This is a genomic window from Viridibacterium curvum (assembly GCF_039544165.1).
GTDB classification, from domain to species: Bacteria; Pseudomonadota; Gammaproteobacteria; order Burkholderiales; family Rhodocyclaceae; genus Viridibacterium; species Viridibacterium curvum.
In genome coordinates this window covers 1-18,528 of the sequence record NZ_BAABLD010000005.1, presented here as the reverse complement: position 1 = coordinate 18,528, position 18,528 = coordinate 1, and the positions used below count along the sequence as shown (strand labels likewise).

Sequence of the window (18,528 nt, the reverse complement as noted above, 5' to 3'; positions counted from 1 at the left end):
AAACCACCATGTCCGACTATCTTGTCTCGCCCCCCGCCACCGTGAGCCTGCCCATCGCGGGCGATACGCGCCGCTTCCCCGTGCGCCGCATCTACTGCGTGGGCCGCAACTACCTCGACCATATCCGCGAGCTGGGCAACGACGAGAAGGAGCCGCCGGTGTTCTTCACCAAGCCGCGTGACGCCATCGTGCAGGACGGCGAGACCATTCCCTATGCACTCGCTACGCAGAACTATCACTTCGAGCTGGAGCTTGCCGTAGGTCTGCATTCCGGTGGCATCCGCATTGCGGAAAGCGAAGCGCTGAGCCACGTTGCCGGGTATGCCGTGGCTCTGGACATGACACGCCGCGACCTGCAACGCGCACTCGCCGACAAGGGCAAGCCATGGGATGTTGCCAAGGGCTTCGACCACTCCTGCCCCTGCGGCCCGCTGCATCTTGCGAAAGATGTCGGCCACGTCGCCACAGGTCGCATCCACCTGACGGTGAACGGCCAGACAAGGCAGGACGCAACGCTCGAACAAATGATCTGGAATGTGCCCGCCATCATTGCCACGCTGTCGCAGCAGTTCGAACTGGCGGCCGGCGACCTGATCCTGACCGGCACACCTGCCGGTGTCGGGCCGGTTCAACCGGGTGATGTATTGGTCGGCGAGATCGCCGGACTCGGCACGCTTACCACACGCATCGGCCCGCAAGCCTAGGAAACTGCACGTCCGTTCCGCAGCCGGATCTGGCGGCCACAGGCCGCTGCCAGCAGTTCGTCGTGCGTGACAAGAATCAATGTCGTACCGGCTTCGCGATTGAGCTCGAACATCAGCTCGATGATCTGCTTGCCGGTTGCGGCATCGAGGTTGCCGGTTGGCTCGTCGGCGAGCAACAGGGCCGGCTGCATGGCAAAGGCGCGCGCCAGCGCAACGCGCTGCTGTTCGCCACCGGATAGATGCTTGGGATAGTGATGCAGGCGCTCGCCGAGGCCTACACGCCGCAACCAGCGCTGTGCCGTCTCACGTGCTGCGGAACGCCCAGCCAGCTCCAGCGGCATCATCACATTCTCTTCCGCCGTCAGTGCCGGCAGCAGCTGGAAGGACTGGAACACAAAGCCCATGGACTTGCCGCGCAAGCCGGCCCGTGCATCTTCATCCAGGGCGAACAGGTCCTGGCCCATCAGCAGGACACGACCGGAGCTCGGTACGTCCAGCCCGGCGAGCAAGGCAAGCAGTGTAGACTTCCCGGACCCGGAAGCGCCCAGCACGGCAATAGTCTCGCCCGCCTGCACCGACAGGCTCAGGTCATGCAGGATGGTCAGCGTACCGCCATCGGCAAGTGCCACGGTCTTGTCGATCTGTTCTGCTTGCAATACCACGGAGATCTCACGATTCATGTTGCACGGTTTCCCTTTGATCTGGCGCAGCGCCTTTCTCCGACGCTGCGCAACACTGCTGGCGGCACTGCTCTGCTGCGCCACGGCCCATGCCGCTGGCATCCTCGTGATGGGCGACAGTTTGTCGGCCGGTTACGGGATCGACCAGCAGAAAGCCTGGCCAACACTGCTGGGCGCAAAACTGCAGCGCGAAGGCTACCGGCACACCGTACACAACGCCAGCATCAGCGGTGAAACCACCGCGGGCGGGCGCTCACGCTTTACTGCGGAATTGGCCCGCACCAGACCCGAAATCGTGATTCTCGAACTCGGCGCCAACGACGGCCTGCGTGGTCTGTCCTTGAAAGCCATGAATGAAAACCTTGATGCCATGATCAGCGCCGCCAAGGCATCGAGAGCCAAAGTGCTGCTGCTGGGCATGCGCATGCCGCCCAACCTCGGACAAGCGTATACACAGAAGTTCCACGCGAGCTTTGCGGATCTGGCGAAAACCCACAAGATCGCGCTCGTGCCTTTCCTGCTGGACGGGATTGCGACAAGACGCGAGCTGATCCAGGCCGACGGCCTGCACCCCACGGCCGAAGCGCAGCCGATGATTCTCGACATCGTCTGGCCCGCCCTCAAGCCCTTGCTCAAATAGCGGCGCCTCACATGGGCGGTTATGGACACCTAACCCATAGCCGACTCCACAAACGCCTCATCCCGTCGCAATATCCGGCCCTGACCAAGCCAGACCAAAACGCCAGGAAAAATAATGGAACGTGAATCCATGGAATTCGATGTGCTGATCGTAGGCGGCGGCCCTTCCGGGCTCGCCGCAGCGATCCGCCTCAAGCAACTCGCCAACGACGCCGGCCGCGAACTCTCCGTGTGCCTCATCGAGAAAGGCAGCGAGCTGGGCGCGCACATCCTGTCCGGTGCGGTCATCGACCCCAAGGCACTCGCCGAGCTGCTGCCGAACTGGCAGGCTGATGGCGCACCCCTGACTACGGCAGTCACCGAAGACCGCTTCATGTTTCTCACGAAAACCGGCAGCTTCCAGGTGCCCGACTTCGCGATGCTGCCGGCGCTACGCAACCACGGTAACTACATTGGCAGCCTCGGCCAGCTGGTGCGCTGGCTCGGTACGCAAGCCGAAGCACTGGGGGTCGAAATCTACCCCGGTTTCGCCGGCAGCGAAGTGCTCTACGACGACGCGGGTCGCGTAATCGGTGTCGCCACCGGAGATATGGGGCGCCTGCACGATGGCAGCGAAGGACCTAACTTCCAGCCCGGCATGGCCTTGCTGGCGAAGTACACGCTGTTCGCCGAAGGCTGTCGCGGGCAATTGGGCCGTTCTCTGGAAGAGCGCTTCAAGCTGCGCGAAGGTGTCGACCCGCAAACCTACGGTCTGGGCATAAAGGAACTGTGGGAAATTCCCAAAGAGAAACATCAGCCAGGCCTCCTGATGCACACAGCAGGCTGGCCGCTGAACCAGAGTACCTATGGCGGCAGCTTTCTGTACCACTACGGCGAGAACCGTGTGGCCGTCGGCTTCGTGCTGGGATTGGGCTACAGCAACCCCTGGCTGTCGGCATTCGAAGAAATGCAGCGATACAAGACGCACCCGGTGGTGCGCACGCATCTCGAAGGCGGCAAGCGTCTGGCCTACGGCGCACGCGCGCTGACGGCGGGCGGGTTGCAATCGCTGCCCAAGCTCACCTTCCCCGGCGGCGCGCTGATCGGGGACAACGCCGGCTTTCTGCATGCCGCACGCATCAAAGGTACGCACACGGCAATCAAGTCCGGCATGCTGGCCGCTGAAGCCGCGTTTGCGGCGCTGAGTGCTGAGCGTCGTCAGGACGAACTCAGCGACTACCCGGCCCTCGTACGTTCCAGCTGGCTGCAAAGCGAGCTGCACAGCACGCGCAACTTCAAGCCCTGGATGAGCAAAGGCCTGTGGCTGGGCACGCTGGCCTTCGGTATCGAACAGAAACTGTTCGGCGGCAAGGCGCCCTGGACACTGCGCAACCAGGCCGACCACCTCAAGCTCAAGCCGGCCTCGCACTACAAGCGCATCGACTACCCCAAGCCCGACGGCGTGCTGACTTTCGATCGCCTGTCCTCGGTTTTCCTGTCCAACACCAACCACGCCGAAGACCAGCCCTGCCACCTGCAGTTGCGCAATCCGGCCGTGCCCATCGGCATCAACTACGAGGAGTACGCCGCGCCCGAGCAACGCTATTGCCCGGCTGGCGTCTATGAAATCGTGCGCGACGGCGAGCCGGCCACACCGCGCCTGCAGATCAACGCGCAGAACTGCGTGCACTGCAAGAGCTGCGACATCAAGGATCCGACCCAGAACATCACCTGGGTGGCGCCGCAGGGCGGCGAGGGACCGATCTATAACGAGATGTGAGTGGCGGGCCAGGGCGATTTCAAACACCCCTCCAGATCCGCCCGGCCCACTTCAACCGATCGTTCTACTTTCGCTGTGACCGGGTTCCCACAGCGTGATTTCCTTCTCTCAGGGCTTGCCCTGTCTGCCACGAAAGCCCTGTCGCGAGCGTGACAAACCTCTCGCTGAATTAGTTGTTCTGACTGCCTTTCGTCGGCGATTGATGCAAGGATGGTTTCACGCAACGCAAGTGACCCGAGTCACTGTGGAATGCGTCGAACGGACAAACGCCACCAAAGGAGGGATCGTTGGAAACAACGATGAGAAGACATGGACATGCAGCAAGCAGGGTTTTTCATTGAAGCAACCAGCCACTGCCGCGACGGGAAGTTGCCTCGCTGGACCTTCTGGGTTCAGGGCAGCAGCAGCGGGAGTGGTGACGGCATGATCGGCACCGACCGGCAGGGTCGCGGCCTCTACCTCTACACCACACAAGGCGGCCGGGCGACAGCCTTCCGTGAAATCGTAGGGCCAGATGCGCTGAGCCTGCCGGACACACTGTCGCGGCACCAGGCCAATCAGATCGTCTTGCAGTTGCTGTCGCGACTGGGCTGGGGTCAATCCCGCACAGCCCCTGCGATGCAAGCACCCATCGTCGGCCTGCACGTGGTCGGCGCGCCCTGAGGCCCGACAGCGGGAGGCGCCGCCTCCCGCATGGACTTACATCACAGCGCCGACATGCCAGGGCAGGAACTCATCCTGCCCGTAGCCCAGCGCTTCGCTGCGCGTCTTCTCACCCGAGGCGTGGCGGATGATGGCGTCGAAGATGCGCTGGCTGACTTCCTGCATGGTCACGCCGTCCAGCATGTCGCCGGTATTCACATCCATGTCGTCACGCTGGCGGTTCCACAGCACGTTGTTGGTGGCGAACTTGATCGTCGGCACACCCGCGCAGCCGAAGGCAGAACCGCGCCCGGTCGTGAAGCAGATGACTTGCGCACCGCCCGCGGCCTGTCCCGTCGCCGACACCGGGTCGTAACCCGGCGTATCCATGTACACGAAGCCCTTGGCAGTCACCAGCTCAGCGTATTCGTACACGGCGTTGAGATTGGTCGTGCCGCCCTTGGCCACAGCGCCGAGAGATTTTTCGAGAATGGTCGTCAGCCCGCCCGCCTTGTTGCCCACGGAGGGATTGTTGTCCATTTCGCCACCGTTGCGGGCGGTATAGTCCTTCCACCAGGCGAGGCGCGCCAGCAACTTGTCAGCGACATCCTTGCTTGAAGCACGACGCGTCAGCAAGTGCTCAGCGCCGTAGATCTCGGGAGTCTCCGACAGGATGGCGGTCGCGCCATGTGCAACGAGCATGTCTACCGCGCCACCAAGCGCCGGATTCGCCGTGATGCCGGAGTAACCGTCCGACCCACCACAATTGAGACCAACGATCAAGTTGCTGACTGGCACCGGTTCGCGCTTGTAGGCATTCACAGCCGGCAACATCGCAGTGACCTGCTCGATACCGCGTTCGATGGCTTTCGAGGTGCCCCCCAGGTCCTGGATATTGAGCGTCTGCAACATGCCGGGCTCCATGCTGCCCAGCTCGGCGACCATCGGCCCGACCTGTGCCACCTCGCAGCCGAGACCGACGAACACCGCACCAGCCACATTGGCATGCACGGCGTAACCATTGAGCGTGCGACGCAGGATCTGCATGCCCTCACCCGCGCTGTTCATGCCGCAACCCGTCTGATGCACCAGAGCGATGACGCCGTCGATGTTGGGATACTCGGCCAGACGCTGTGGCGTGAAGTGGTTGGCAATGTTGCGCACCACCGTCGCCGAACAGTTCACAGAAGCGATGATGGCAATGTAATTGCGCGTACCGACCTTGCCGTTACGGCGCTTGTAGCCCATGAAAGTCGCCGGCTGCGCAGCGGGCGGCGTGTCGTGCTTGTCCTGGCCGATAGCGAGATCGCGCTCGAACTCACCCATGCCCAGGTTATGCACGTGGATGTGCTTGCCAGCTCCGATGTCGGCTTTCGCGAAACCGATGATCTGGTTGTAACGGCGTACCGGCTCGCCGGCCTTGATCGCGCGGGTCGCGATCTTGTGACCGGGTGGCACGAGATCGGCCACTACGACGTCGAACTCGGCCAGCGTGTTGCCTGGCATGAGTTGCTGGGTGGCAATGATCACGTCGTCATTTTCATGCAGACGGATGGCAGCAGATTTGGACATTCTTGACTCCTTGCAGACAGCCCTGACCGGGCGCCTGTTACAACAAACCGGTCAGCGCAGCGCGCACGCCCTCGGCCTTGATACGGCCCAGCGCAGCCGTGACTTGTGCAGCGAGATCCCCCAGAACACTGAGATCTTCACCCCACAGACGCGCATCACCAAGCAGGTCTTTCACCAGTGGTCCGACATCGCCGCCTGGCTGCCAGTTCCGCCAGGCTTCGGCCATGATGGTCAGCACTTCGGCGTTGTCTTTGATCGGGTACGGCTGACCGTTGCGCTCGCCGGCATAAGTGCCCGTGGCGTCCAGCTTGCCGTGATAAAAGGCCAGCAGCGCAGCCAGCGAGAACGCCAGCAGGCGCGGTGCCTTGCCACTGCTGCGCACATGGTCTTTGACCGTCGGCAGCACACGCACTTGCCACTTCGACACCGAGTTCAGCGAGATCGAGATCAGTTCGTGGCGGATGTGCGGATTCTCGAAGCGCTCCAGGATGCTTGCTGCGTAACGCTTGCGCTCATCTTCGGCCAGCGGCACAAAGGGGACGATCTCGTCGAACACCAAGGTGTTCAGATAGCGCGCGAACAAGGCGTCGTCCATCATGCCCTTGACCGTGTCGATGCCGGCACCGAAAGCGGCCAACGCGCTGGCCGTATGCGCGCCATTGAGCACGCGCACCTTGCTGCCACGGAAAGGCTGCAGATCGTCCGTCCACAGCACCTTGAGCCCGGCTTTCGCCAACGGCAGCTCGGCCTCCAGCGCCGCAGGCCCTTCGATGACCCACAGGTGGAATGGCTCGGCCGCCACCATCATGGCGTCGCTGTAGCCAAGCTGCGCCTGCAATGCTTCGGCATCCGCTGACGGAAAGCCCGGCACGATGCGGTCAACGAGCGTGTTCAGGAAGTGATTCTGCTGCTCCACCCAGGCGAGGAATTCCGGTGGCAGAGACCAGTCCGTCGCGTGTTGCAGCACATAGCGACGCAGCTTGGCTCCGTTCTGCTCCAGCAACTCGCAGGGCAGCACGATCAGACCACGCGCAGCCGGCCCGAGCTTCTGGTAACGCGACCACAGCAAGACTGCCAGTTTGGCCGGGAAGCTCTTCGGCACGATGTCGTGCACCAGCTCTTCCTCGACGTAGGCAATGCCGGCCTCGGTCGTGTTGGAGACAACGAAACGCAGCTCCGGCTTCACCGCACAGGCCAGCATTGCAGTCCAGTTCGTCGAGGGATCGATGACCTCGTCAACGCAGCGCACAACGTGACGCTGATCGACCGCCGCACCATCCAGCACACCACGCGAGATAACCGTGAACAAACCATCCTGCGCAGCAAGCTGCGGAATCACGCCGGGCCCGCGGGCGGCGCTCAGCGTGACACGCAGATTCGTGACGCCGGCCTCATTGGCCAGATCGAACATCCAGTCGGCGAAGGCGCGCAGGAAATTGCCGTCGCCGATTTGCAGGACACGTACAGCGCTGCCGCTCGTCTCACCAGCAGCGCCAGAACGCAGCCCCAATACTTCCCTGTTCAATACAGCCAATGCTGACTCCTGTCGGTAGTGGACTTACTTCTTCGCCACGGGAAAAACAACCTGATCATCCACTGCGTAAAACACGCAATTAGTCTTGTCCTTACTCTTGGCCTTGCAACGGCTCAGGGCGTCCGAGTAGGGGCGATAAAACAGCGAATGAGTTGCGAAACATGTTCCGTCGTTGTTCACGGCGAAAGCACGCGGTTTGTCCGTCTTCAGAAATGTCCGATACTCGGATTGGCACTCATCTGACAAGAAATCAAGTGGTGGATCGTCGCGCAATGCCGCGAACCTGGTCGCCACCGGCAAAGTTTTCAAGTCCTGCACGTCGGGCAAACGGCTGTCCTTGAACGGCTCGTCACTGGTCAGGATGCCCCCAGTTAGCGCATCGACACCAGACAGCTGATCACACCAATCAACTGACAGGCGTGACTTGCACCGCAATACCCGCCCGATGGTGGGAGAGACATTGGGAGGAAAGAACATGATCCGTCCAAAGAGCCCGGTATCACCGGAATTCCGGGCCAGAAAACCCGTACTCAGTTTGGTATGGTCGCGCCACCACGCCATAGTCATATCCAGGGTGACGCCAACATCGCCTTCAATGACCGCATTTCCAACGGCAACCGCCAAGCCAACCGAATGGACGGCGCCGCGCTCGGAGTACGCCAAGCGGCGCTCTGTTCCGCCCAAGAATGTCATGCCGCACAAAATTGAACTGCAGTGCCCAAAGGCGACCGTCGTGACATTCGCTGCACTGATTACTTCATACAGGCTTTTGCCGTCAGTCCAGCCCCCGTTGGGAGAATACAGAACCACATACTTGACGGTGCCGTCAGCCAAGGCCGTGCGCAACTTATCTTTGTCCCCGTAAGCGTAATTCCCCGACACACTCAGCATGTCGCCCTGCACCTTGAACTCAAGTGCTCCGGCCATCTGACTGTTCAAACCCGAACCCAGCAGCAATGCTGCCAGGAGCATTCGACCCCAGTTTTTTTTCATTTTCTTCCCTCAATGTTGTCAATAACCATCGCCGAAAAGTCCCGCCACAGCACTTCTGATCAACCAAAGAAGAACACCGGCATGTTTTCGCGCGGAATGATTGCGCCGGGATGTTGCACGACGATCGAGGCGATCTTGTTGCCCGAACGGGCAGCAACTTCGGGGGTCTGACCTTGCAGGCGTGCCGCCAGGTAACCGCCGGCAAACGAGTCGCCTGCTCCGGTGGTGTCGACGACCTTGTCAACCTTGAAGGTGGGAACCATCACCGGGTCGAAGCCACGTACGCGCACCATGGTCGGGTCCACACCACGCTTGATGACGACTTCATCGCAGCTCAGCGAGAAGGCGTGGCTCAGTGCAGACTCTTCGTCGAGACCATAGAGGGCGGCATTGTCTTCGAGCGTGATCATGGCCATGTCGGCATTGGCAAAGGCGCGGTCGAACCAGTGCGTCACGTCCGGGTCGTTGGCCCACAGGCGACGGCGGAAGTTGTTGTCGAAGAAAACCTTGCCGCCGCGTGCGCGCAGCTTCTCGATGATCGCGAACAGGCGCTCACGGCCTGACTCGGGCAGCACGGCGAGGCTGATTCCGCTGTAGTACAACGCGTCGAGTTCGTCGATGTGGGCTTCAAGCGGACTAGGGTTGTCCACAAAGTAGTCCTTGGCGGCGCTCATGTCGCGCCAGTAGTAGAAGGTACGCTCGCCCTGGTCATCGACCTGGATGGTGTAGAGGCCGGGCATCTTGCCTTCCTCGGTACGCACCATGCGCGTATCGATGCCTTCCTTGCGCCAGGCCTCGATCATGGCCTCGCTGTAGGCGTCACGCCCCAGCTGGGTCGCGTAGGAAACCTTGACGCCTCCGTCAGCCCCCAGACGGGCCAGGTAGACCGCAGTATTGAGGGTGTCGCCACCAAAATTCTGCTGCATCGTGCCAAACATCTGGCCGCGCAATTCGATCATGCACTCGCCGAACAGGGCGATTCGACATTGGGAATTCATGCGTTATTCGAGCTTAGGAGGAGGGGGGAACCCGGGATGATGCCACTGAGGGCGGTCGCGCAACCCCGGTTTGGGCAAATTACCGACTCGCGTAAGCGCGTCAGTCCGCAAAAATGTGTGCCTTGCCGGTATGCGCCAACAATTTTGTCACATCTATCGTATTTATTCGAAAATCACTCTAAATCAAACACATGCGTGTGCCGTTGATTCGATTGCCGAAGTGTAGAATGGTCTAGCACGAAAGTGATACGTGTCGCTCGCCCGGAGACTTCCCGGGCATCCGTCCGGGACAGCGGAATGGCGACTCGTGCTGCGGCACCCTGCACAAGAACATGAATTGTCGAAACGCGGATGAAGCCGAACCCTGTAAGCAGCCTTTCCATCGTCAGCAGTGAACCGCCACAGCGCAAGCCTGAGCGTCCGCCGACGCTGGATTTCGTTCGTCTGGCGCTGGCGCAGCAAAGCTTCGCAGTGGCGGCGACGGCTGTTGCCAGTGAAATCGCGCGCAGCTACGAATGCGATCACGTGATCATCGGCATGCTGCACGGCAGCAGCTGCCGTCTGGCTGCCTGGTCCGGCGTAGCCGATCTGCGCAGCGAGTTGCGCCTGTCACGCCTGGTCGCTGCGGCCATGGACGAAACCGTAGACCAGGCCGCTACCTTGCGCTTTCCGCCCGAAGAAGACGATCCGCCCCGCATTACGCTGATGCACGCCGATCTGGCCAGCGCAGGTATCGGTGAGTCGGTGCTGACCTTGCCCCTGATTGCCGAACAACGGGTGGTCGGCGCCCTGACCCTGATCCGCGAGCACAAACGCCTCTGGCCGAACACTGACATCCAGTCCCTCGAGACCCTGGCCATCAGCGTTGGCGCGGTGCTGTTTCTCAAACAGCGCAGCCAGGATTCGGCCTGGGCACGCTTGAAGCGGGACCTGTTCGGCACGCTGCGCAACCTCGTCTCGCGCGGCCACTATAAGACCAAGGCCATCGCTTTCACCCTGCTGTTGACCCTCGGTAGTCTCAGCCTGGTTCCAGTGCCCGCCAACGTTACGGCCCCTGCGCGACTCGAAGGCCTGATCCAGCGCAGCGTCACCGTACCGATCGACAGCTTCATCAAGGAAGTCTTCGTGCGCCCTGGCGACTCGGTGACCATGGGCCAGCCCCTGCTCCAGCTTGCCGACCAGGAATTGCGCACCCAGCAACGCAAGCTGGAGAGCGAACTTGCCCGCTTCCGCAGCGAACATGCGGACGCTTTCGCACGCCAGGACCGCGCCCGCATGGTCGTGGCCCAGGCGCGTGTTGACGAAACCAGCGCCCAGCTCGATCTCATAGAAGAACAGCTGTCGCGCACGCAGATCACAGCGCCCTTCGATGGCCTGGTCATCCAGGGCGATTTGCAGCAGCAGATCGGAGCCCCCATCAAGCGCGGCGATACGCTAATGACGCTGGCCCCCAATGATGGTTTCCGCATCGTGCTGCAGATCGAGGACCGGGATATCCAGGCCATTCAATCCGGCATGCGCGGACGCCTGACGCTGTCGGCAATGCCCTACGAAAAGCTCAACGTGAAGATCGAACGCATTACACCGCTGGCGCGCTTCGTCGAAGGGCACAACGTTTTCGAAGTCCAGGCTTTGCTTGAGAACGGAATGCCCGGACTTCGCCCCGGCCTGGAGGGGGTGGTGCGTATTGACCTCAAGCCGCAGCCATTGGCGCAGCAGCTCGGCGGACGCCTGCTTGAGTGGCTGCGCTTCCAGCTGTGGCGGATCGCCGGCTGAGGGAGCACGCCGATGGCCGAATCCCTTTTCAGCCCCTACTGGTACCGCGCTGCGCAGCTGCACCCGCGCCTGGTCAGCACCGCGCAGGTCCGCCGGCAGGTGTTCCGCGGCGAGCAATGGTACGTCGTCACCAGCAGCACCGGCGCGCGCCAGTTCCGCGTCAATTCGCTGGGCTACCAGGTCGTCGGACGCCTCGACGGACGTCAGTCCGTGCAACAGATCTGGGACGGCCTCGTCCGCCAGATGGGTACCGAGGCCCCCTCCCAGACCGAGGTGCTCGCCATCCTGTCCGAGCTCAGTTCGGCAGGCATGATCCAGAGTGAGTACTCGCCCGACCTCGGCGGAATCTTCGACGTCGCTGACCGTCGTCGTCGCGCCAGCAATCCGCTCAACCCCATGGCGCTGCGCGTCGCCTTGTTTGACCCCACCCCACTGCTGGACGCATTGATGCCGTTGATCAAAAGCCTGTTCCATCGCTACATGCTGTGGCTGTGGGCTCTTGCCATGCTGATCGGCATTACGCTCGCCAGCGTCAACGCTGCAGACCTGAGCAACTTCGCCAGCGTGAACGGCTTGTCACCCCGCAACCTGCTGCTTGTCTGGCTGCTCTATCCCGTCATCAAGTTCATCCACGAGCTGGCGCACGCACTCGCCATCCGGCACTGGCAAGGCGAGGTGCATGAAGTTGGCGCCACGCTGTTTCTGCTGACGCCCGTACCCTACGTCGATGCCTCGGCGGCCTCGGCCTTCCCCGACAAGTACCAGCGCATGCTGGTCAGCGCCATGGGTGTGATTGCCGAGACCAGCATCGCCTTTCTCGCACTGTGCGTCTGGCTGCTGGTTGCCGACGGCTGGGTGCGCGACATTGCGTTTGCCTGCATGGCCATAGGGGGCCTGTCGACCGTGCTGGTCAATGCCAATCCGCTGATGCGTTACGACGGCTACTACGTGCTCACTGACTGGCTCGAAGTACCGGGACTCGCGGCCCGCTCCGATGCCTGGCTACGCTATCTCGGCGAACGCTGGATTCTCGGCAACACAGGGCTGGGCAGGCCTCCGGGCACCGACACGCAACGTGGCCTGCTGGTGAGCTATGGCATCGCCGCCTTCATCTGGCGCATCGTTCTGTACGCGGGCATGCTTTTCTGGCTGCTCAGCAAGCAATTGCTGCTGGGCTGTGCAATGGCCGCCTGGCTGCTGTGGCGCTACCTGATCCGGCCACTGGTCGGCCTCACGCAACTGGTGCTTTCCAATCCGCGCATCGAAGCGCACCGGCCACGCGCCCTGCTCGGTTTCGCCGCAATGCTGGTGGCCCTCATCGGCGTAATCGGCGTTCTGCCCCTGCCATCGCGTACCCATGCTGAAGGTGTCGTGTGGGTGCCGGATGACGCTGTCGTGCGTGCCGACACCGAAGGCTTCGTCGACGAAGTGATGGTGCGCGAAGGCGATACCGTCAAGACGGGGCAGGCACTCCTGCGCCTCAGCAATCGCGAGCTGGAGGCCGAGCGCATCCAGATGGAGACGCGTCGCAACAGCCTGCAGATCGCCTTCAGTGGCGCCCTCATCAACGAACCCGGCACCGCAGTCGCCTTGCGCGAAGAACTCGGCAAACTGGACGAGCGCCTGCAGGAGCTTGACGAGCGCATCGAGCGGCTCGTCGTCCGCAGCCCGGCAGACGGCCGTCTCGCCATTCTGCGCCCGGAAGACCTGCCGGGCCGCTTCCTGGCCCGGGGCGCGCAGGTCGCACACGTCGTCTCGCCAGATCGCGTGGTGATCCGCACCGCACTTGAGCAGACCGAGATCGAGCAGCTGCGACAAGACGTGCGCGGCGTCGAAGTGCGCATGGCCGAAGCACGCGACAAGGAGCTCACCGCACGTCTGGTCAAGCACACGCCGGCGGCAAGCTTCCAGCTGCCCAGCATCGTGCTCGGCGACCGTGGGGGCGGCCGCATGGTGACCGACCCGGCCGACCAGGAAGGCCTGCGCACGCTCGAATCCTTCTTCCTCGTCGACGTCGAAGTTCCCGGCGAGCACCTGCAGCGCATCGGCAGTCGCGCCTGGGTGCGTTTCGACCATCCGCCCGAAACCATCGCCATGCAGTTCTCGCGGCGTTTCCGCCAGCTGTTCGTCAAACAGCTCGGCGCTCACCCGGGTGACATGCCCGCATCGCTTCCAGGCAGCCTGCCCTGATCATGCGCCAGCCTGTCCTCGCTCTCCCCGGCCCGCTGTTCGGTCCTTACCCTGAGAGCACGTCATCCCCTGCGTTGCCACCGCTGCTGGCCTCACTGCGGGCGCGTTTCGAAAACACGGCACTGTCGCTACACAGTCGCCAACGTACGCTGGCACGCGACCTTGCCCGCGTGCGCAAACACCTCGCCGCGATGCCCCCCATGCCAGGCATGCAATTGCGGCAGGCCATCAACATCGCGCGTGCGGAACTGGGGCGTGACGGCCTCGAATCCGATGCCGCCCTGCGCTGCATGGCCGGCGTGCTGGTCTGCGTGCGTGCCGTGACCGGCCACAACTTGCGCGACAACCAGATCATGGCCGCACTCGCCGTGCTGCGTGGCCAGCTGGCAGAGATGCCCACCGGCGAGGGCAAGACGCTCGCGACGGCGCTGGCAGCGGCCACGGCTGCGCTGGCCGGCGTGCCGGTGCATGTCATCACCTCGAACGACTACCTCGCCGCACGCGACGCAGACCAGCTACGTCCGCTCTATCGCCTGCTGGGGCTGCGCGTGTCATCGGTTGGCGCCACCCACAAGCGCGATGAACGCATCGAAGCCTACGCCGCGAATGTCACGTACTGCAGTGCCAAGGAACTGGTCTTCGACTACCTGCGTGATCGCTTGTCGCCATCGCCAACCACGGCAGAGACTGACGCGGGAACCTCGACACGTGTCCTGCGCGGCCTGTGCATGGCCGTCATCGACGAAGCCGACAGCGTGCTGATCGATGAGGCCATGACGCCCTTCATCCTCTCGGAGTCCTGTGCCGACCCGCAGCAGATCGCCCTGTGCCAGCTGGCACTGCAGATCGCACGCGAGCTGCAAACTGGACAGCACTTCGCTTCCGCGGCGCACGGCTGTCAGCTGCTGCCTGCCGGTGAAGCCATCGTCGACACCATGGCGGATGCCAATGACGCCGCCCTGTGGTCCGTCCCCATGTACCGCCGCGAGCTTGTCACGCTGGCCCTCACCGCCCTGCACCGCTACCGTCGCGATGAACACTACATCGTGCGCGACGACAAGGTACACATCGTCGACCCCAATAGTGGTCGCGTTGCCGAAGGTCGCGCGTGGTCGAAGGGCCTGCAGCAGATGGTGGAAATTCTTGAAGGCTGCAAGCCGACACCCGCTACCCGCGTGCTGTCGCAGATCACTTTCCAGCGCTTCTTCCCGCGCTACCACCGCATCGGCGGCCTCAGCGGCACGCTGCGTGAAGCGCGTCGCGAATTGCTGGAGGTCTACGGCCTGTCCGTGGTGGTCATCCCCCCGCACAAGCCCACCCAGCTGCGCGTCACGCCACCTGTCATCTATGCCCGACGTGAAGCGCGCTGGCAGCATGTCATTGACGCAATCATTGAACATCACGCAACGGGCCAACCGGTACTGATCGGCACCGACTCGGTCCGCGATTCGGAGCTGCTGAGCCGTCTGCTGGCCGCCCGGGGCTTGCCGCACCGCGTGCTCAACGCCCGCCAGGATCGCGAAGAAGCCGAACTCGTCTCGCGCGCCGGCCACGCTGGCGCAATCACCGTCACCACCAACATGGCCGGCCGCGGCACCGACATCCACATCGACACCGCCGTCGCCGCGCTGGGCGGTCTGCACGTCATTTCCTGCCAGCACAACAGCTCGCGCCGCATCGACCGCCAGCTGCATGGCCGCGCCGGCCGCCAGGGGCAACGCGGCAGTGCGGAGACCTGCCTGTCACTCGATGAAGGGCTGCTGGGCAGAACCATTCCTGCTGCCGTCCGTCGGCTTCTCGGCGCAATCCTCAATTCCCGCGGCCAACTGCCGTTACCCGTTGCGAGAGCCCTTGCCGGGTTGACGCAATCCCGTGAAGACGCACGCGCCCGCAAGGCGCGTCGTCGCTTGCGCAGCCAGGACGAAACAGCACGCCAGCAGCTGCTGTTCGGCCGCCCTGCGGAATAGCGTTCTCAATGAGCCTGATGATGACCACACTGCACCGAGCCCTGCACCGAACCTTGCGCCTGAGCCCCCTGCCCTCCCTCATTGCATCCCTTACGTTGTTCACCGTACAGGCCACTCCCGTCCAGGCCGCCAGCGCCCCCGCTGCGGAACGCCCAGCCAGCCGCCCTGCGCGCGAGGATCTGCTGGGCTGCCTGCTCATGCCCTCGGCCGAAGCCGAAGTCGGTACGCCGGTCACCGGCGTGCTGGGCAAGGTGCTGGTGGAACGCGGTGACCGCGTCAAGAAAGGCCAGGCTGTCGCCCAGCTGACCGATGAGGTCGAGCGTGCCTCCCTCGCTGCAGCCTCGCAGCGCTACGAAAACCGTGCTGAAGTCGCTGCAGCGAAATCCGCTTACGAGTTCGCCCAGAAGAAGGCCGAGCGCGCGCGCGAGCTCTACGAAAAGCAATTCATCTCACCACAGGCGCTCGACCAGGCGGAATCCGAAGCCAAAGTCGCGGCCATGAAGTACGCCCAGGCGCAGGAGATGCGCATTACGGCCAAACAGGACGTCGAAGTGGCCAGAGCCCAGCTCGGACTGCGCACTATTTCCTCGCCCATCAACGGCGTCGTGGTGGATCGTTACCTGTCGGCAGGCGAACGTGTCGAACAGAAGCCCATACTCAAGATCGTGCAGATCGACCCGCTGCGCGTGGAAGTCGTTGCACCGGCCAACCGGTTCAACAGCATTCGCCCCGGCCAGTTGGTCAAGGTGCTGCCGGAACTGGCCGGCCTGAAGGAAAGCCCGGCCGCGGTAGTGCTTGTCGATCCGGTCATCGACGCAGCGAGCAACACCTTCCGCGTCCGGCTCGAAATGCCCAACCCGGGCAATGTGCCGTCAGGGCTGCGCTGCAAGGTGGCATTCAACTGATCGCATGACGGAAGAGGAATGGGATATCGGGATTTCGGTACGCGCTTCAAACAGGCTGTCGGGAAGCTCCTGAGCCCCCAGCCTGCGCGCCCGGCCGTCCCTCTCAACCCCGCCTCCCCCATTGTCCGCCGCGCCGTCATTCAGGAGGTTGAAGCCCGTCTTCTTTACTCTGCCGACATCGCACCAGGCCTGCTCGAAACCGATAGTGCCGAAGTCCGCATTGTCGACAACCATGCCGCAGCCACCGCCGATACCACGCAGCAACAGAACCGCATCGCAGAGATCGTCTTCGTCGACACCTCGGTCGAAAACTGGCAGCAACTGCTGGGCAACCTGCAGGAAACTCGCCCCGACATAGAAGTCGTTACGCTCAACCCGGGCGAAGACGGCATCGCGCGCGTCAGCGCCGCGCTACAGGGCCGCACCGATCTCTCCGCCCTGCACTTCATCACCCACGGCACGGCCGGGGCGCTACAGCTCGGCAGCACCCGTCTCGACGCCGCCAGCCTGCAGGCGCGCTCGGCAGAAATCAGCGGCTGGAGCAACGCCCTCAACAGCGAGGCCGATATCCTGCTGTACGGCTGTAACCTCACCGCCAACGACGCTGGCGTCGCGCTCGCCGACCAGCTTGCCGCACTGACCGGTGCCGATATCGCCGCCAGTGACGACCTCACCGGCAACGCGACACAAGGCGGTGACTGGACCCTGGAATACCGTCACGGCGCCATCGAAACGGCTGTCGTTGTCGATGCAGCGACCCAGCAAAACTGGAACGGTACACTCGCCATCGTGCAAGACGCCGTCAGCTCGGCCGCTACTTCCACGCTTGGCTCCACGAGCCTGAGCTTCGCACACACTGTAGGCAGCGGTTCCAACGGCATCCTCATCGTCGAAGTCTCGCTGCGCTACAACGCAGGCGCCTCGTCAGTCACCTATGGTGGTGTCGCGCTCACCAAGCTCAGCTCGGTCACTGATGCCCTTGGCGTTGTGACGGCGGAGCTGTGGTACCTGAAAAGCCCCACGGCGGGCACGGCCAACGTTGTCGTCACCCTGCCCACAACGCACGAATTCGTCGCCGGTGCATCGAGCTTCTTCAACGTAAACCAGACCACCACCTTCGGCACCGTGGCCACCGCTGATGGCAGCAGCGGCACGGCCAGCCTCGCCGTGTCATCCGCGACCGGCGAACTGGTCATCGACGTTGTCGCATCGCGCCAGAACACGACGTCAACCGTCGGCGCCGGGCAGACTCAACTGTGGTCACTACGCAACGGCACGGCATCGGCGGACGCATGGGGTGGCAGCAGCACCGAAGCCGGCGCGGCCTCGGTCACCATGAGCTGGACCATTACCAGCAGCGAATGGGCTGCAACTGGCGTGTCGCTCAAGGCGGCGCCCAATGTGGCGCCGGTCCTGACCACGACCGGCACGACGCTCAGCTATACCGAAAACGCTGCGGCCACCGCGATTGACACCGGCCTGACCGTCACCGACGCCGACAACACCACGCTGAGCAGTGCCACGATCCAGATATCCGGCAACTACAGCTCCGCGCAGGATGTGCTGGCCTTTACCAACCAGAACGGCATTACCGGCTCATGGAACTCGGGGACCGGCACGCTCACGCTGAGCGGCTCAGCCACTGTCGCCAACTATCAGACGGCTTTGCGCTCTGTCACCTATCAGAACACCTCGGACAACCCCAGCACCAGCACGCGCACCGTCACCTTCACGGTCAGTGACGGTACCGCCACAGACACCGCGACACGCAACATCAGTGTCGCTGCCGTCAACGACGCGCCGGTCGTCACGACGACTGGCACCACGCTGAGCTACACCGAGAACGCCGCAGCGACAGTCATCGACAGCGCGCTAACGATCACCGACGCCGACACCACCAACATGACCGGCGCGACGATCACGATCAGCAGCAACTACAGCTCATCGCAGGACGTGCTGGCCTTCACCAACCAGCTGGGCATCACGGGTTCGTGGAACGCCACCACCGGCGTACTGACACTCAGCGGCACAACGACCGTCGCCAACTACCAGACCGCGCTGCGCTCCATCACCTACCAGAACACCTCGGACAACCCGAGCACCAGCACACGCACCGTCACCTTCACGGTCAATGATGGTTCGACGACGGGCAGCAACACACGCAACATC

Annotated in this window: 14 protein-coding genes; 9 read left to right on the top strand and 5 right to left on the bottom strand. The window is 63.0% G+C overall.

The features are described from left to right. Positions 1-8 precede the first annotated feature (8 nt). Positions 9-704, top strand: coding sequence for a fumarylacetoacetate hydrolase family protein (locus ABEA02_RS04285; RefSeq protein ID WP_345531614.1), 696 nt, complete (start codon positions 9-11; stop codon positions 702-704). Here the strand turns inward: ABEA02_RS04285 and ABEA02_RS04280 are convergent. After that, positions 701-1,384: an ABC transporter ATP-binding protein gene (locus tag ABEA02_RS04280; RefSeq protein ID WP_345531613.1), complete on the bottom strand. Its 684-nt coding sequence runs from the start codon at positions 1,382-1,384 to the stop codon at positions 701-703. The two genes, ABEA02_RS04285 and ABEA02_RS04280, sit on opposite strands and share 4 nt — an antisense overlap. Between ABEA02_RS04280 and ABEA02_RS04275 the strand changes: the two genes are divergently transcribed. From ABEA02_RS04275 to ABEA02_RS04265, 3 genes are all read left to right on the top strand, one after another. Then, positions 1,383-2,024: an arylesterase gene (locus ABEA02_RS04275; RefSeq protein WP_425584662.1), complete on the top strand. Its 642-nt coding sequence runs from the start codon at positions 1,383-1,385 to the stop codon at positions 2,022-2,024. The two genes, ABEA02_RS04280 and ABEA02_RS04275, sit on opposite strands and share 2 nt — an antisense overlap. Before the next feature lie 114 nt (positions 2,025-2,138). Further along, positions 2,139-3,782 carry an electron transfer flavoprotein-ubiquinone oxidoreductase gene (locus ABEA02_RS04270; RefSeq protein WP_345531612.1) on the top strand — a complete coding sequence of 548 codons (1,644 nt, stop codon included), beginning with the start codon at positions 2,139-2,141 and terminating at the stop codon, positions 3,780-3,782. A gap of 309 nt (positions 3,783-4,091) precedes the next feature. Further along, positions 4,092-4,445, top strand: a complete 354-nt coding sequence (locus tag ABEA02_RS04265) for a hypothetical protein (RefSeq protein ID WP_345531611.1) — start codon at positions 4,092-4,094, stop codon at positions 4,443-4,445. Between the two features lie 36 nt (positions 4,446-4,481). Here the strand turns inward: ABEA02_RS04265 and ABEA02_RS04260 are convergent, their stop codons facing one another. From ABEA02_RS04260 to ABEA02_RS04245, 4 genes are read right to left on the bottom strand one after another with little or no spacing between them, the layout of a single operon-like run. Then, entirely contained in the window at positions 4,482-5,996 is a 1,515-nt protein-coding gene (locus tag ABEA02_RS04260) for a UxaA family hydrolase (protein WP_345531610.1), read from the bottom strand. Between the two features lie 37 nt (positions 5,997-6,033). Continuing rightward, positions 6,034-7,530, bottom strand: a complete 1,497-nt coding sequence (locus ABEA02_RS04255; RefSeq protein ID WP_345531609.1) for a tagaturonate reductase — start codon at positions 7,528-7,530, stop codon at positions 6,034-6,036. Positions 7,531-7,554: 24 nt separating this feature from the next. Continuing rightward, positions 7,555-8,523, bottom strand: coding sequence for a hypothetical protein (locus ABEA02_RS04250; protein WP_345531608.1), 969 nt, complete (start codon positions 8,521-8,523; stop codon positions 7,555-7,557). Positions 8,524-8,582: 59 nt separating this feature from the next. Continuing rightward, positions 8,583-9,521: a sugar kinase gene (locus tag ABEA02_RS04245; RefSeq protein WP_345531607.1), complete on the bottom strand. Its 939-nt coding sequence runs from the start codon at positions 9,519-9,521 to the stop codon at positions 8,583-8,585. A 351-nt stretch (positions 9,522-9,872) separates the two neighbouring features. Between ABEA02_RS04245 and ABEA02_RS04240 the strand changes: the two genes are divergently transcribed. The 5 genes from ABEA02_RS04240 to ABEA02_RS04220 form a co-directional block, all read left to right on the top strand. Continuing rightward, positions 9,873-11,297, top strand: coding sequence for a GAF domain-containing protein (locus ABEA02_RS04240; protein WP_345531606.1), 1,425 nt, complete (start codon positions 9,873-9,875; stop codon positions 11,295-11,297). Between the two features lie 12 nt (positions 11,298-11,309). Next, on the top strand, positions 11,310-13,487 hold the full coding sequence (locus ABEA02_RS04235; RefSeq protein ID WP_345531605.1) for an efflux RND transporter periplasmic adaptor subunit: 2,178 nt from the start codon (positions 11,310-11,312) through the stop codon (positions 13,485-13,487). Between the two features lie 2 nt (positions 13,488-13,489). Further along, positions 13,490-15,454 (top strand): preprotein translocase subunit SecA, encoded by a 1,965-nt coding sequence (locus ABEA02_RS04230; protein WP_345531604.1) that lies wholly within the window; start codon positions 13,490-13,492, stop codon positions 15,452-15,454. A 20-nt stretch (positions 15,455-15,474) separates the two neighbouring features. Continuing rightward, the gene (locus ABEA02_RS04225) at positions 15,475-16,359 is read left to right on the top strand and encodes an efflux RND transporter periplasmic adaptor subunit (RefSeq protein WP_345531603.1); all 885 of its coding nucleotides are present in this window, start codon (positions 15,475-15,477) and stop codon (positions 16,357-16,359) included. An 18-nt stretch (positions 16,360-16,377) separates the two neighbouring features. Beyond that, on the top strand, positions 16,378-18,528 hold a 2,151-nt coding region (locus ABEA02_RS04220; RefSeq protein ID WP_345531602.1), incomplete at its 3' end, for a DUF4347 domain-containing protein.

Coding starts and splice junctions, on each gene's coding strand:
- ABEA02_RS04250 (WP_345531608.1), bottom strand. CDS start 8,523: ATGAAAAAAAACTGGGGTCGAATGCTCCTGGCAGCATTGCTGCTGGGT.
- ABEA02_RS04230 (WP_345531604.1), top strand. CDS start 13,490: ATGCGCCAGCCTGTCCTCGCTCTCCCCGGCCCGCTGTTCGGTCCTTAC.
- ABEA02_RS04240 (WP_345531606.1), top strand. CDS start 9,873: ATGAAGCCGAACCCTGTAAGCAGCCTTTCCATCGTCAGCAGTGAACCG.
- ABEA02_RS04265 (WP_345531611.1), top strand. CDS start 4,092: ATGGACATGCAGCAAGCAGGGTTTTTCATTGAAGCAACCAGCCACTGC.
- ABEA02_RS04235 (WP_345531605.1), top strand. CDS start 11,310: ATGGCCGAATCCCTTTTCAGCCCCTACTGGTACCGCGCTGCGCAGCTG.
- ABEA02_RS04225 (WP_345531603.1), top strand. CDS start 15,475: ATGACCACACTGCACCGAGCCCTGCACCGAACCTTGCGCCTGAGCCCC.
- ABEA02_RS04270 (WP_345531612.1), top strand. CDS start 2,139: ATGGAACGTGAATCCATGGAATTCGATGTGCTGATCGTAGGCGGCGGC.
- ABEA02_RS04275 (WP_425584662.1), top strand. CDS start 1,383: ATGTTGCACGGTTTCCCTTTGATCTGGCGCAGCGCCTTTCTCCGACGC.
- ABEA02_RS04245 (WP_345531607.1), bottom strand. CDS start 9,521: ATGAATTCCCAATGTCGAATCGCCCTGTTCGGCGAGTGCATGATCGAA.
- ABEA02_RS04285 (WP_345531614.1), top strand. CDS start 9: ATGTCCGACTATCTTGTCTCGCCCCCCGCCACCGTGAGCCTGCCCATC.
- ABEA02_RS04280 (WP_345531613.1), bottom strand. CDS start 1,384: ATGAATCGTGAGATCTCCGTGGTATTGCAAGCAGAACAGATCGACAAG.
- ABEA02_RS04260 (WP_345531610.1), bottom strand. CDS start 5,996: ATGTCCAAATCTGCTGCCATCCGTCTGCATGAAAATGACGACGTGATC.